Origin of the sequence: Microbulbifer sp. MLAF003, from assembly GCF_030012965.1 — a bacterium.
Lineage (GTDB): Bacteria > Pseudomonadota > Gammaproteobacteria > Pseudomonadales > Cellvibrionaceae > Microbulbifer > Microbulbifer variabilis.
This window is the reverse complement of the sequence record NZ_CP120232.1, coordinates 3,738,947-3,752,821: the sequence shown is the minus strand read 5'-3', so window position 1 is coordinate 3,752,821 and position 13,875 is coordinate 3,738,947. Positions and strand designations below refer to the sequence as shown.

Genomic DNA, 13,875 nt, shown 5'->3' with positions numbered 1-13,875 from the left:
TAAATGCTAACTACCAGCGAATGGCAACTGCAACACCGTGAGGTCTTGTGGGGAGGAAGCCGCTAGCAAAACTGCGAGCTGACGGACAGAAACATCATACAAGGTTTAGCCTGGATGCGAGGTGGCCAAGGAAACCGAAGTCGGGTGATCTAACGGGTAGAGTCAATGATGCAGTTTTGTAGTGAAAGTTCACGTTCTTATTGTTTAACTTGCCGCTGTGAGGATGTCAGTGTGGCCGTTGACTCATAAACAGGCCCAGCCCGCTAGCGACCATCGCGGGGATAGATGAAAGTGATGAGATCCAGCTGCGGCTCGGTCAGTAATGGCTGAGGTGATTCAACAGAAGTCAGCCGATGGCATTGTAGCCTAATATCAAGATTAATACCTTGGACAGGGTGAAGGCCTGAATCCAAACTCAACGAGTTAAAAGGCAGGGCTAGCCTACCGATATGATGTCAGTCGGATATAAAATTGACGTAGCGCGCTGACATGACACTCAGCTCAAATGAAGAGCTGCTTGACACTATCGTTGGGTGGCAATTCATTACGGATGGGGAATCGTTCATTGCGGACCCGTACGATGGGTGGTGTGGTAGCCGGTAGCTAGAAACTACCGGCTACCCGATTTATATATTGTATTAGCTGCATTGTAGGCACGATTTTAATTTTTATTGAAATCAATGTTTACCCTTAATCTTGGTAACTATCTCATTAATTAATTCAGCAGGTAATAACGATTTAGATAAGTACTGCTGCCCCCCAGATTTAGCTACCAAAATAAGCCCTAAATCAGTTTCAATAATACGCTCGATATCTGCCCACAACAAAGCTGTTATCGTATAAGGATTCTGTGTCTGGATTCCATCCTTATCTATGGTTAATTTAACTTCACTACCGGCACTTTTCCCAAGCATCTGCCGTGCTAACCACCAAGCTCGTCGAAATCGAATGTGAATCAGTTCCAGCACGCCTAATGCAATTAACGTGCAACCTGCGATCTTAGGTTGCTCAGTAAATAACAGTAATCCCGCACCAGAAGATAATAATAATGTAGGAAGAAGATAATTGGGCTTGACATTTTTCCCATAGGGTAGAGACTGATCATAGCATTCGGCAAGGTAATCTCTAGATAAGGTAAATTGAGTATTAAAAGGCTGCATAAAAACAACTTATTGCGTTTGGTAAATTTGTCGTAGCACTACAGTGAGTGTCAGGATGATTCTTTAAGCTGATGTCAATTACGCCACATCTCTCAATTAGACCTTGACTTAGCCCCAGATAACGCCTTTAGCAACGGCAAATTACGGAATCGAAGGCGTAGTAATTTGTCCGCTTGCCTAAATTTGGCACACCCAGCATGGGCGTGGACTAATGGGGTGAAAGTCCCGTGTAGGAAGATCACCGTTTAATGAGCGCCATTAAATGCTAACTACCAGAGAATGGCAACTGCAATACGGTGAGGTCTTATGGGGGAAGCAGCAAGACTACGAGCTGGCGAACAGAAACATCCTATAAGGCTTAGCCTGGATGCGAGGTGGCCAAGGATACCGAAGCTGGGTGATCTAATGGGTAGAGTCAATGATGCAGTCGTGTAGTGAAGGTTCACGTTCTTATCTAGGGAGATCGGTTTAACTTGCTGTTGTGAAGCTGTCAACACGGCCGCTGACTCATAAGTAGGCCCAGCCCGCTAGCGACTATCGCGAGGATAGACAAAAGTGGTGGGACACAGCGGCGCCTCGGTCAGTAATGGCCGAGATGATTAAACAGAAGTCAGCCGATGGCATAGTAGCCTAATGCCAAGATTAATACCTTGGATACCGTGAAGGCCTGAACCTAAATCCATGAGTTAAAAGACAGGGCTAGCCTACCGATATGTTTGCAGTCGGATAAAGTTGAGGTAACGCACTGCCATGACACTCAACTCAAACGAAGAGCTGCTAGACACTATCGTTGGGTAGAGGTTTATTACGGATAGGGAAGCGCCCATTGCGGGCCCGCACGATGAGTGGTGTGGGGGCCGATAGCTAGAAACTATCGGCTACCCGATTTATGCATTATTTTGACATCAAAACCAAAAGAGTTGCTAAAACTGCAGCCCAAAAAGGTTTTGCCAGTTCTCTACCAGCAGCCAATTATTCGCGATCCACACCTGTCCCTTTAACCCATACGAAATAATACTCGATGAAAAACCAAATCAGAGGGGCGAAAATCCAAACTCCTAAAATAACGTGAATATATTTGTATTTTTTAAAACTTCCAAATAAATAGGACAGTCACCGTTCTTGTTTGTGAATGACTGTCCATGTTGTTTTGTGAACTTCCCTTACAGACTTCAAACCATATAATCGTTACTGGGCAGTCCGTATTGAGCTGGTCGATCACAACAAGCCACCCACCGAAAACGGTCAGACCACCAACAGAACGACCAGGAGACGTACTCAAAATTGTGTCCGGCGGTTTCCCAATGGATCAAGACTTGAGGCTCACCAGCATCAGGTACCGAACACCACAGTCCTCCATCGCGTATAAGCTGAGTTTCATCAACGTCGCCACGTTTGATATTCCGGCTCTCAACAGCATTAACATTTCTAACAAGCTTGAATTTAATTATGTATCTTGTGTTCGCGGTAATAGGCGATTCAAACCCAGTGGTAGAGAGGTAGAATTGTCCCGCTGGTTCGATACGACCTTCCGCAAAAAAACGATCGTTAGTGCCGTGGTAGAACAATTGATCCGAGTGAAATCTTACGCTCATAAGTATTACACCTTTAACAATAAATAGAAAATTATGATAGCCAACCATAGATACAAGGTATAAGAGTGTTAACCGCTATATTTCTTTACTTCAATGGGTGCCACCAGTTTGGAATATGTAGTAAAACGCAAACGCTATTTACTTTTAGGTCTTTATCTTGGCGGATTTCAAACTCGCCGGATTGATAGTTCAGTGTCTTATATCCCATACTTGCTTTTTGTCTTTAACCGTTGAATTCTCCTCTATTTAATTCGAGTACTTAGTGTAATGCATAAGAGTGTTGAAAAATATTATTATTACCACCATGAGGAAATTGGTTTATTTAATGTGTTTTTACATGACTCCTCAATAACCCGCAGCTGTAATATAGCGAAGCGGGTTGTAAGCTGTCGGGCGCCGAAGGCACGTAATTCATTGACTGGTACACCCAGTACGGGCGTGGACTAATGGGGTAAATGGGGTAAAAGTCCCTTGTAGGAGTATCACCATTTAATGGGTTCTATTAAATGCTAACTACCAGTAAATGGCAACTGCAATACCGTGGGGTCTTGTGGGGAGGAAGTCGCTAGCAAAACTACGAGCTGGCGGACAGGAGTATCTTATATGGCTTGGTCTAGAGGCGAGTTGGCCAAGGACACCGAAGACGGGTGATCTAGCGGGTAGAGTCAATGATGCAGTTGTGTAGTGAAAGATCACGCTCTTATCTGGGCAGATCTGTTTAGCTTGGTGCTGTGAAGTTGTTGGCGTGGCCGTTGCCCAACCCACTAGCCGCCATCGCGGGATAGAAAAAAGTGGTGGAACACAGCAGCGCTTCGGTCAGTAATGGCTGAGGTGATTCAACAGAAGTCAGCCGGCGGCATAGTAACCAAATGCCAAGATTAATACCTTGGACATGGTGAAGTCCTGAACCCAAACTCCATGAGTTATAAGGCTAGGTTAGCCTACCGATATGTTTCCAGTCGGTTAAAGTTGAGGTAGTGTACTGCCATGACACTCAACTCAAATGAAGAGCTTTTCGACACTATCGTTGGGTATAGATTCATTACGGATAGGGAGCTGCTCATTGCGGATTCCTGGATGGGTGGTGTGGGGGCCGGTAGCTAGAAACTACCGGCTACCAGATTTATAGCTTTATCACAAATTTGTCAGACTCTAGCTTCTTCGAGACAAGGTCAAAAACTTTGTAGCGAAGTTCATCTGACACTTGAACAAGCAAGCCCAACGTCTGTTTATCTGAGAAATACTCGTACTGGATGATTTTGTTTAATCCAGTATCAAGGCACTCAAGGGTTGTTCCATCGGTGGCGCTGACACAAGCGCTTACCCCTTCGGATTTAGGGCTAATCTCCACATATATGTAGTCGGATGTCGATTCATTTGTTTGATCATCATATGTTTTAAGAATGCGATGATTAATAATTTGAGAGTTATTGTCCGGAAGTAACCATGTAGGTTCCTCTCCGATTTGACTTAAGAAAAGCAGGTTTCGAAGGGTTCGGCTATATCCACCAGACTTTAAAACACCGTCACGCTTTGAATAGACACGTATATACTGGATTCCTTTGTCTCGAATTGTTTCTACATCTGAAAGCTCGATTATTTCTTTAGTTTCTTTGTCAGGAGTTGCGATTTCTACCGCATTTCTCCTTGTGTTTTTCGTTATCTCTTGAAAGATAAAAAAAGCCCCAATTAATGAAGTAATCAATAATAGTAGAAAGAGTATTGAGTTAACTCTGTTGATTGTTAGAAATATCTTATTATTTTCCATATCTATCCTTGGTTATAACCACTAAAACAGGCACGGCTGGAGCGTAGCGTAGGTCGTCCTGCGAAGGGGCAAAGGCCCGAAGCAACCTGCTTGTACTTGGTACGCCCAGACGGGGGGCAACTAATGGCGTGAAAGTCCGTAAGCTGTCCGGCCCCGAAGGCGCGTAGTTAATTGATTTGTTAAGCCTTAGCGCTAGCGCTACCATGCCGTGATTAGCCCCCAACCAATGGTTGGCCCTAGAAAAAACGCAATTATATACCGCCAACGAAGACCTACAGCTTTTGGTAGAAAAAGTCCTAAGAGAAAGCCTATGCCTGCCAGAATACAATATAAAAATAACCCCATTGCAAAAGAAGCCAAGAACATCGAAGGCTCTTCTGAGGGGAAAATGTAATGATCGATAACACCAATAATTAGGAATAGAACCATAGGGGTAACTGCCCCTAGGACAGGAGCGACCAAACTACGTTTAGTCGGTTTCGTTACTATGAGATAAGCCAAAAGTGTTAGAAGACCGAACTCTATCAGCATTGACCCAGTTGTTAAGAGTATATCCATATTCCTCCAAAGGCTTAACGCTATGTTCAGAGGCCTATTCAAGCAAAGCTTGAGCGAGGCCGTAGGTCGGAACGTACTGCAACCTTTTGTTATGCCTATACTCTATAGTTGTCTTTACCTGTCCAGCCCACTGTACCACTACAACTACCAGATTTGACTCGAACCTTTACCCATGTGATTAAACCTTCAGTATATTCGTTCAGTAGATCAACTTTAGAACCGGATTCAGCTTTACATAAAACAGATGAATTCAAGTTAGGCTCTAACCATAACCAACTGTTACTGCCGTTTTCATGATTTAAGTGAGGAACAGAATTTGACACAGGCTGATGCAAGGAAATACTTACATTTATATCTTTAGTAAGCATGCTTAATACCTGGACCTTACAAGTGTTGGCGTCTTTCATTGCACTAGCAAGATCCTTTTGTCTAACACCCAACCAGCTCTCTTTGGTTACGTTGCTATTTATATCGCCACTAAGATCACCTAACTTCTTGAAAACACCCTTTAGTTTTGCATTGGCATCTGCTGACAAGTGCACTTTTGAGTAATGTCCTAACTCCGAGGGTGACTGACATATAGCGTTTGCTGCTGCTGTTAACTCGGATATTAACTCAATTCCTGCATTAGTTGATGCATTTACATTACTGGTAAGAATAAAATGCAACGGCATAAGTAACAAAATTATTTCATCTTTTCTCATTTAGATCTCCTTTCCTTTTTTTGCATAATGCTTAAAGCACCGGCGTGGCTTTATTTGTTAGGGCTGCTCTAGTTTTGTCAATCGCACTAGTCGCTTGCTTTGCGTGCCACTTCTTACCGAGACTATAAAGAACTACCATTTCTCCAAGATCCGCTTTACCGCCACGACACCAACCTAATTTCACTTGAACAAGATTTTCTTGGCTGCCCTTCAGGGTCTCATATACCTTTATTCGGATTACTCTTTCCGCTCCACGAACTAAATAATCTTCTTGTTCTTTACTTAACACTCGATGTTCCAACTCAGGGATAGATATGCTAGACACTCTGCCAATATGAACTTCTTTGGCATTTTCAGCCCACTGTTCTGGGGTCCAATTTAGCTCCTGACATGTAAGTGCATCTTGAGCGAAGAAAGCAAGTATAAGGGTCAATAAAATTTTCATTTCAGGTTTATGATCCTAACGCCCACAGCGTAGGCCGTCTTGCGGAGGCCCGGAGGGCACGTAGCAACGTGCCTGTGATTGTTAGAGCGGTGCTTGCCCGTGAAACCCGACATAGAGCCCCTTTAGATTCTTAGGCATTACTTCCCAGTACGGCCGAGCATTATCGCTATTTACTTGCCAAAACAGATTCTCTAAGAACGCGACGTCAATTGCTTTCATTATTCCACTTTCACCGTGCTCGTACTCTGAACTAATGGTTTCAAGGAGTGCCTGATAATTATCAGCTGCCACTTTATTTTTCATTTCACTATTCATGGCATTCGCTAGTGATTCAAACTAAGAATATGAAGAGAATTCCGTTTGACCAACCTGTTCCAATAGTCATCATATAACTTGTCAGCATGTGCTGATATTTCAGGATAGGCTTCCTTAATTTGTCTATAAAAGGTATCTAAATCCATCTCGCTTCTCGGTCTGGAGTTCTAACGCCCTGCACACGGGCGGCCGAAGTGAAGCGTAGGCCGTCCAGCCCACGTAGTTTGAGGGCGATCGCGCTGCTGTTTGTTATGTTTTTTCACACTTTACTCTTTCTAGTAACGCAAACACTTTATTTGCGATCTCTGCTAACTGGGTGTTTAGCTTATTTACCTTATCTTCATCTTCGGTTGCATATTCTGTGACCAGCAAATCGTCAATATCACAAGTTGGTGCATATTTAATCCAAAGATCTTCTAAAAAGCTAAAGTCATTTCTCTCTATTTTATTTACCGCCCCTAGGGCTTCAAGTTCCCATTCGGGGATACCACGAGACCGAAAGTAACTAGCGGCTTCAAGCAATGCGATCTTAAGTTCTTCTTTAACCATGATTCGAAACATAACGCCGCCATAACCGGCGCGAGGGACGAGGGTCCGGCGCCGAAGGCGCTTAGTTAATGGCCTTGTTAGTTGCTTTTACTTTCAACATGGCGTTTAAAATTATTAAGGATGCTTTGCCAGCCTTGCTTTTGTTGCTCTGCTGCGTTTTCATCCTCAGCCTCGAAAGATTCAACAACTCTTACTCCGTTCGCCGTTTCAGTAAATTCAACAATTACAACTCGATCATCATTAAGCGTAAAATGTATCCTTTCCCTAGGTGAAACTTTGGTAAAGGAACCTTCGAAATCGAAACCTATAGACCCATCTTTTGCTTCCATTCGATAGTTAAATTTTCCACCTACGTTCAGATTTATATCTGCCTTAGGGCAGCACCATTCATCTAGTGCGAAATTCCATTGGACAATGTCTTCAGGGTTAACCCAAGCATCCCAAACAACAGGAAGTGGTGCATTTACTTCTGTCTCAATCGTGATCTTCATTCTTTTTCCTAACTTTAATCTTTGCGGGCAACTAACGCCGCCAACACGGGCCGAAATGGAGCAGTGAAGCTGCGGAATGTAGGTCCAGCCAGCTTTGCTGGCGTCCGTGCTTGGCTTTGTTAAGCATTACACTGTAACGTACCCCTCGGACCAATGATCTTTGCCTATCTCATATTCATCAATATAAAACCCACTTTCCTCATCGATCTCAAGAGGATCAATTAGCTTTGGGCAACCAGAGAACCCTGGTTGAGAAGCTAACCTTTCAATGGCGCCTAGAGCATCCTCTTTACTTGCGTAGAGACCAATGACTTTTACACATTCATTATCTTCTGCGATGACGTGTAAGTGCTGTAGTAAAAATGCAGATTTCATATTGTGCTTAACGCTTGGGTATGCGGCGGACCGCGCGAAGCGTGGGCCGTCCGGTGGAGGCCACGTAGTGGCTGGAACGAACATCACCCACTTGTTAGGTGACGATTTTAACTACATCAGCCGTTGACTTATCAAGCTCTTTGGCAAGAATCAGCGCATTTTTTATTACCCAATAAGGCGAGTCGGGATCGAACGGTGCACTGGGTCTTGTCAAATTCCAGAGCATCTTTGCAACAGCCTCTTCAAAGAGATATTGGCTAAGTCTGACTCTATCGTTTTGCTTCTCGGCCTTAACTGTCCGGTCTCTAATTGTGGAATGAAGTCCGTGAGCTTTTACCCATCGGTGCTTTTCATCGCAAAACTTCCAAAGCAGTCTATTCGACTCCCGATCAGGAACACTATCTTCAAAGTAATTTAGAAGTGACTTGATCTCTTCAACGTACATACGAGTCACCTAACAGTGTATTCAAAAGCAGCCGCATTATATCACCAGTCAATATATCCCAAGAGGAGAAAATTCTTCTAGCCAGAAAAAACAAATAAATCAGTATGTTAGCTGATAATGGTGGAAAATTACGCTAGTGGATATATTGCGGCTGCATTATATCCTGATATTTTGCTGCTTTTTATCACAGACGTAACCCATTCAAAATCAATAAGTTAATATGCTTTTTTCTGTGGATATGTGCGGCTGCACTTGATCTTAGAGATTGACAGAGGAAGAAAGCAACAAGGTGCATATAAAAGCAGCAAGGTGAAGCCGCTAGGGATGAGCTGTTGTTTCTGGATTACAAAGTGAGTTTCGGGGAAGAGAACCAATCTTAACGGTTATTTTTATGTGCAACTGAGATTCTCAGTTTGTTAATACACAAAATATAGGCACAAAAATAATCTTATTGGATTTTATTCAGTTTGTTTTAGTGTCAAAGCTGCGTAAAATCGGTGGATATTTATCGGTATTTGGGTCGTCATTGAACAGCCTACAAAAGGCTGATGACCAAAGAGATTCGAGAGAATCAATAATTTCCTAAAAACCATTCCCTCAAAGGAGAACGGTAGCGTGACGTAAGAGTAAGTAAAAGGCGCTGACCCAAGGTGCGCTAACACCTAGGGCCAGCTAACCAAATTGATAATCGACCTATCAAAATGGCTATATGGATCATACGCTAGAAACCCGCTCGTCTTCAATAAAGTGGAGTTCATTCAGCAGGTTGGGGCATGTACCTTGGCTCTGGAAGCGTTGCGTCTGCCTTTTTTACCTCTATGCCTACCGTTCTCGCGCCCCACCTTGCTTTCCTTAAAAGTTACTTTCAAATCCTTCCATTAAGGGAGGTCTACGTATGGTTTGAGTATTCATAGGAAGCAATTATGTTGATCTTAAAGCGCCGGACGGGTGAAAACTTACGGATTGGAGCTAACGTCTCAATTACGGTATTGGAAGTTAAGGGTAATCAAGTAAAGATAGGCATACGTGCTCCCAAATCTCTACCCGTTCACCGTGAGGAAATCTATAGACGTTTGCAAAAGGAGCCGGTGTTGGGGGATGGAGGTGGTTGAGATTTCGGAACGCGCGAAGCAAGGGCGTGCGTTGCGTGCACAGTCTGCCGGGTGATAGGGTTAAAGTCTTGCTGGAGGCGCGCTAGCGCGTTCTGAGGTGGCCACGCTATTTGTAGTCGGAGGGGACTTGAGCCACTTGTTATAAATACGGTGTTTCCTTACCTGTATATAGTTGTTTCCCATCTCGCGCAAAGCGCCTTAATTAGGCCATGTATTTCAGCGGAAATTTGATCAGAGAAAATGATCGTGAGCACGGTATCCCTGCCTTTTACACCCTCGTAATCTGGCATGTTATAGATGCATTGAAAAAATAGGTCTTCATCTTCCTGACTATAAAATCGTGGGCATTCCAGCTGAATCGAGTTCATAAATTAATACTTGTAACTCCGCCAAAATTTGCCGCCTGAAGCTCAGCGTAAGGCGGTCAAATTGATGGCTTTGTTAAGGCATTCCTCTCGAAATACCGTTTATACATATTTGAGTAGTTGTTACCCACCTGAAAGGAGCTTATATCTTCGTAACTCATTTCCGAGTATTCGTCATCCCAGTTAGCAGCCCCACTAAAACCCAGCATTGAGACTGAATCTTCGCCAATGATACGTAGCTCCCCAAGTAGGAAGATTGGATACTCTGGATCTTCATCCTCAATTATGAAAAATCCATATTCTCTCCCGATAGTAGATAATACCGTATGCCAATTGGTTACATCATACTCCTTCGAGAAGTCTATCCTGGAGTACAATCCTTCATCTTTGAAGATTTGGGTCTGAAAAAGATCTGTTTTGGTTGATTCAATACTACTGACATCAGACAACCGAAGAACCATAAGCCCATCAAGATTAAAATCATATACGTATTGAATCAGAACGAGTTCTTTTGAATGTGCCAATACAAATCCTTGTATTCCATGCCCATCAATACCCTCTCTCTTGATAGTTACGAGATTCTTTTCTTCCTTAAGTTTGTTCAACTCTTCGTCCATCGGGAAGCCTTAACATTTATATAGTAATCATTCTGACCACTATTATCATGATTACCACCCTGGAATCAATCTAACGAAGAAGTGCATAAGAATCTTGAGGGATCAATAAATTACATACAAGCCTGAACTCCTGTTCCAAATGCAAAAATGAACACTTTACTCTCTATCCCCACTGAATAGACTTTCTCTAACTCCCTAGACCTTTCAATCTATCGGGGTCTTTATAAAAAATAGCAGTCGAACCGATCGAAAATCATGTTGATTTCTTATCAGGTACTTAGGAGAGTTGAAAAATGGAGCAGTATTGGAAGTGTTTTAGCGCGCTTTAGATCGTATACCACTTCGGTAAAGCTGTTTTTTGAGCTGACAAACCCATAAGCGATGCAGGTACATTGGGCACACACTCGGACTCTGAAGTTGATAGAAAATCGAAAGGCACTAGGGCAAGAAGGGGTAGTTTGATTTATGTCAAAAAAAGAAAAGGGGGCAGAGCCCCCTTTTTTAAATCAGATCCGCTCTTTAATGGAGCGGATTACCAGAACCATTAAAGGTTACTGATTTCTTCAAGCTGCTGTTGCAGACGCTCGTGAGCACCTTTCATTTCCGCGAGCTTGTCCTTCTCCTTGGCAACAACGGCTTCGGGGGCTTTGTCTACAAACTTGGGATTGTTGAGTTTGCCTTCGACTCGTGCGAGTTCTTTGGAAAGCTTATCAATCTCTTTTTGTAGACGGGCACTCTCGGCTTTAACGTCGATCAGGCCAGCCATGGGTACCAGCAATTCCATATCGCCTACCAGGGCGGTGGCGGAGGCTGGTGCAGCTTCTCCACTTTCCAGCCAGGTGATTTCTTCGAGGCTGGCCAGTTTGATCAGCAGGCTGCGGGCTTGCTCCAGCAGTTCTTGGTCACGGCTGGAACCACCGCGCAGAATCAGTGGGATTTTCTTCGCTGGGGAAATGTTCATTTCACCACGAATATTACGCACGCCTTCAATAACCTGCTTCAACCAGGCAACAGCCGCTTCCGCTTCCTCGTCGATCTTGCTGTTATCGGCCTCAGGGTATTGCTGCAGCATAATGGTGTCACCGTTGGAACCGGCGAGGGTTTTTACACGCTGCCAGATTTCTTCGGTGATAAACGGCATCAGCGGGTGGGCCAGACGCAAAATAGTTTCCAGTACGCGGATCAGGGTGCGGCGGGTGCCTTTCTTCACTGCGTCGGAGGCGTTGTCGTCCCACAGTACCGGCTTGGACAGTTCCAGGTACCAGCTGCAGTATTCGCTCCAGATAAAGTCGTACAGGGCCTGGGAGGCGAGGTCGAAGCGGTAGGTATCCATCGCTTCGCGTACGGTGATTTCGGTGCGCTGCAGCTGGGAAACAATCCAGCGGTCGGCGATAGTCAGTTCATAGTCGCTGCTGTTGTCCTGGCCACAGTCCTGTCCTTCGCAGTTTTGCAGCACGTAGCGGGAGGCATTCCAGATCTTGTTACAGAAGTTGCGGAAGCCTTCGATACGGCCCACATCAAACTTGATGTCGCGGCCGGTGGATGCCAGTGAGTAGTAGGTGTAGCGCAGGGCATCGGTACCAAAAGCAGAGAAGCCTTCGGGGAAGTCCTTGCGGGTTTGCTTTTCGATCTTCTCGCGCAGGTGCGGTTGCATCATGCCGGAGGTGCGCTTGGCTACCAGGCTCTCCAGGTCGATACCGTCGATCAAATCGATTGGATCGATCACGTTGCCCTTGGATTTGGACATCTTCTGGCCGTGGTTGTCGCGCACCAGGCCGTGCACGTACACGGTGTTAAACGGTACTTCCTTTTTGAAGTAGAGGGTCAGCATCATCATGCGCGCGACCCAGAAGAAAATAATATCGAAGCCGGTGACCAGTACGGAGCTGGGGTGGAAGGCTTTCAATTCTTCGGTATCTTCTGGCCAGCCCAGGGTGCCGAAGGTCCACAGGCCGGAGGAGAACCAGGTGTCGAGTACGTCGTAGTCCTGGCGCAGGCTGATGTCGGCGCCCAGGTTGTGCTTCTCGCGCACTTCCTCTTCGCTGCGGCCAACGTAGACTTTGCCTTCGCTGTCGTACCAGGCGGGGATGCGGTGGCCCCACCACAGCTGGCGGGAAATACACCAGTCCTGGATATCGCGCATCCAGGAGAAGTACATGTTTTCGTAGTTTTTCGGTACGAACTCAACGCGGCCATCTTCAACAGCGGCGATGGCTTCATCGGCCAGGGGCTGGGTTTTTACGTACCATTGATCGGTGAGCCAGGGCTCGATCACGGCGCCGGAGCGGTCTCCGTGAGGGACCTTGAGGGTGTGGGGCTCTACTTTTTCCAGCAGGCCGAGGGCGTCCAGGTCGTCGACAATCTGGGTGCGCGCGGCAAAGCGCTCCATGCCCCGGTATTTTTCCGGCACTGCGTCGTTCAGGTGGGCGTCGGCATCGAGGATGTTGATCATCTCGAGGTTGTGGCGCTGGCCCATCTCGTAGTCGTTGAAGTCGTGGGCCGGGGTGATTTTTACACAGCCGGTGCCGAATTCACGATCGACGTATTCGTCGGCAATAATCGGGATTTCGCGATCCGCCAGGGGCAGCTTGATGGTCTTGCCAATCAGGTGCTGGTAGCGCTCGTCTTCCGGGTGTACGGCTACGGCGGTATCGCCGAGCATGGTTTCCGGGCGGGTAGTGGCGACCACCAAGTGGCCAGAGCCGTCGGAGAGCGGGTAGCGGAAGTGCCACAGGTGACCCTGCTTCTCTTCGTTTAATACTTCCAGATCGGAGATCGCAGTGTGGAATTTCGGGTCCCAGTTCACCAGGCGCTTGCCGCGATAAATCAGGCCGTCTTCATACAGTTTGATAAAGACTTCCTGCACCGCTTTGTAGAAGCCGTCGTCCATAGTGAAGCGTTCGCGGGACCAGTCGGGGCTGGCGCCCAGGCGGCGCAGCTGGCGGGTAATGGTGCCGCCGGACTCTTCCTTCCACTCCCAGACCTTCTCAATAAACTTGTCGCGGCCCAGGTCGTGGCGGGATATGCCTTCGGCGCCCAGCAGGCGCTCTACCACCATCTGGGTGGCGATACCGGCATGGTCGGTGCCCACTTGCCACAGGGTGTTGTCCCCTTGCATGCGATGGTAGCGAATCAGGGCGTCCATGATGGACTCCTGGAAACCGTGGCCCATATGCAGGCTGCCGGTGACGTTCGGCGGCGGGATCATGATGCTGTAGGGCTTGGCCTCAGTATCCCCGGAAGGCTTGAAGTAGCCGTTCTCCTCCCAGGTTTTGTACCACTGCTGTTCGATGGCGTTGGGCTGGTATGTTTTGTCCATGCGGGCGGGAAACCTTGTGTTTAACTGACTGCGTGCACAGCGTTTTGGCTCAGGATA

At 46.1% G+C, this 13,875-nt stretch carries 12 protein-coding genes and 1 pseudogene; 1 reads left to right on the top strand and 12 read right to left on the bottom strand.

Features of this window, described 5'->3' with window-relative positions; translation table 11 throughout:
• Positions 1 to 677: 677 nt before the first annotated feature.
• The 10 genes and pseudogenes from P3339_RS17995 to P3339_RS17950 all read right to left on the bottom strand — a co-directional run bounded on the left by P3339_RS17995 (position 678) and on the right by P3339_RS17950 (position 8,405).
• Positions 678 to 1,160 (bottom strand): YcxB family protein, encoded by a 483-nt coding sequence (locus P3339_RS17995; protein ID WP_282951432.1) that lies wholly within the window; start codon positions 1,158 to 1,160, stop codon positions 678 to 680.
• A 1,172-nt stretch (positions 1,161 to 2,332) separates the two neighbouring features.
• Positions 2,333 to 2,755 (bottom strand): hypothetical protein, encoded by a 423-nt coding sequence (locus P3339_RS17990; RefSeq protein WP_282951431.1) that lies wholly within the window; start codon positions 2,753 to 2,755, stop codon positions 2,333 to 2,335.
• Between the two features lie 1,123 nt (positions 2,756 to 3,878).
• On the bottom strand, positions 3,879 to 4,523 hold the full coding sequence (locus tag P3339_RS17985) for a hypothetical protein (RefSeq protein WP_282951430.1): 645 nt from the start codon (positions 4,521 to 4,523) through the stop codon (positions 3,879 to 3,881).
• Positions 4,524 to 5,176: 653 nt separating this feature from the next.
• The gene (locus P3339_RS17980; protein WP_020412221.1) at positions 5,177 to 5,785 is read right to left on the bottom strand and encodes a hypothetical protein; all 609 of its coding nucleotides are present in this window, start codon (positions 5,783 to 5,785) and stop codon (positions 5,177 to 5,179) included.
• 31 nt (positions 5,786 to 5,816) lie between these two features.
• Positions 5,817 to 6,230 (bottom strand): hypothetical protein, encoded by a 414-nt coding sequence (locus P3339_RS17975; RefSeq protein ID WP_282951429.1) that lies wholly within the window; start codon positions 6,228 to 6,230, stop codon positions 5,817 to 5,819.
• Between the two features lie 81 nt (positions 6,231 to 6,311).
• Positions 6,312 to 6,554: pseudogene (locus P3339_RS17970) on the bottom strand (DUF7674 family protein); the annotation flags it as partial.
• A 240-nt stretch (positions 6,555 to 6,794) separates the two neighbouring features.
• Positions 6,795 to 7,094, bottom strand: coding sequence for a hypothetical protein (locus P3339_RS17965; RefSeq protein WP_282951428.1), 300 nt, complete (start codon positions 7,092 to 7,094; stop codon positions 6,795 to 6,797).
• A 77-nt stretch (positions 7,095 to 7,171) separates the two neighbouring features.
• Positions 7,172 to 7,585 carry an SRPBCC family protein gene (locus tag P3339_RS17960; protein WP_020412226.1) on the bottom strand — a complete coding sequence of 138 codons (414 nt, stop codon included), beginning with the start codon at positions 7,583 to 7,585 and terminating at the stop codon, positions 7,172 to 7,174.
• 126 nt (positions 7,586 to 7,711) lie between these two features.
• On the bottom strand, positions 7,712 to 7,960 hold the full coding sequence (locus P3339_RS17955; RefSeq protein WP_026304956.1) for a DUF7336 domain-containing protein: 249 nt from the start codon (positions 7,958 to 7,960) through the stop codon (positions 7,712 to 7,714).
• 94 nt (positions 7,961 to 8,054) lie between these two features.
• Positions 8,055 to 8,405: a hypothetical protein gene (locus tag P3339_RS17950; protein ID WP_020412228.1), complete on the bottom strand. Its 351-nt coding sequence runs from the start codon at positions 8,403 to 8,405 to the stop codon at positions 8,055 to 8,057.
• 923 nt (positions 8,406 to 9,328) lie between these two features.
• Here P3339_RS17950 and csrA point away from each other — a divergent pair.
• Positions 9,329 to 9,517, top strand: coding sequence for a carbon storage regulator CsrA (gene csrA, locus P3339_RS17945; protein WP_282951427.1), 189 nt, complete (start codon positions 9,329 to 9,331; stop codon positions 9,515 to 9,517).
• Between the two features lie 424 nt (positions 9,518 to 9,941).
• Here csrA and P3339_RS17940 read toward each other — a convergent pair whose 3' ends face one another.
• Both P3339_RS17940 and P3339_RS17935 read right to left on the bottom strand, forming a co-directional pair.
• Positions 9,942 to 10,499, bottom strand: coding sequence for a hypothetical protein (locus P3339_RS17940; RefSeq protein ID WP_282951426.1), 558 nt, complete (start codon positions 10,497 to 10,499; stop codon positions 9,942 to 9,944).
• Between the two features lie 544 nt (positions 10,500 to 11,043).
• Entirely contained in the window at positions 11,044 to 13,818 is a 2,775-nt protein-coding gene (locus P3339_RS17935; RefSeq protein WP_282951425.1) for a valine--tRNA ligase, read from the bottom strand.
• Positions 13,819 to 13,875: the final 57 nt, after the last annotated feature.

Coding starts and splice junctions, on each gene's coding strand:
- P3339_RS17935 (WP_282951425.1), bottom strand. CDS start 13,818: ATGGACAAAACATACCAGCCCAACGCCATCGAACAGCAGTGGTACAAA.
- P3339_RS17950 (WP_020412228.1), bottom strand. CDS start 8,405: ATGTACGTTGAAGAGATCAAGTCACTTCTAAATTACTTTGAAGATAGT.
- P3339_RS17995 (WP_282951432.1), bottom strand. CDS start 1,160: ATGCAGCCTTTTAATACTCAATTTACCTTATCTAGAGATTACCTTGCC.
- csrA (WP_282951427.1), top strand. CDS start 9,329: ATGTTGATCTTAAAGCGCCGGACGGGTGAAAACTTACGGATTGGAGCT.
- P3339_RS17940 (WP_282951426.1), bottom strand. CDS start 10,499: ATGGACGAAGAGTTGAACAAACTTAAGGAAGAAAAGAATCTCGTAACT.
- P3339_RS17960 (WP_020412226.1), bottom strand. CDS start 7,585: ATGAAGATCACGATTGAGACAGAAGTAAATGCACCACTTCCTGTTGTT.
- P3339_RS17990 (WP_282951431.1), bottom strand. CDS start 2,755: ATGAGCGTAAGATTTCACTCGGATCAATTGTTCTACCACGGCACTAAC.
- P3339_RS17975 (WP_282951429.1), bottom strand. CDS start 6,230: ATGAAAATTTTATTGACCCTTATACTTGCTTTCTTCGCTCAAGATGCA.
- P3339_RS17985 (WP_282951430.1), bottom strand. CDS start 4,523: ATGGAAAATAATAAGATATTTCTAACAATCAACAGAGTTAACTCAATA.
- P3339_RS17980 (WP_020412221.1), bottom strand. CDS start 5,785: ATGAGAAAAGATGAAATAATTTTGTTACTTATGCCGTTGCATTTTATT.
- P3339_RS17965 (WP_282951428.1), bottom strand. CDS start 7,094: ATGGTTAAAGAAGAACTTAAGATCGCATTGCTTGAAGCCGCTAGTTAC.
- P3339_RS17955 (WP_026304956.1), bottom strand. CDS start 7,960: ATGAAATCTGCATTTTTACTACAGCACTTACACGTCATCGCAGAAGAT.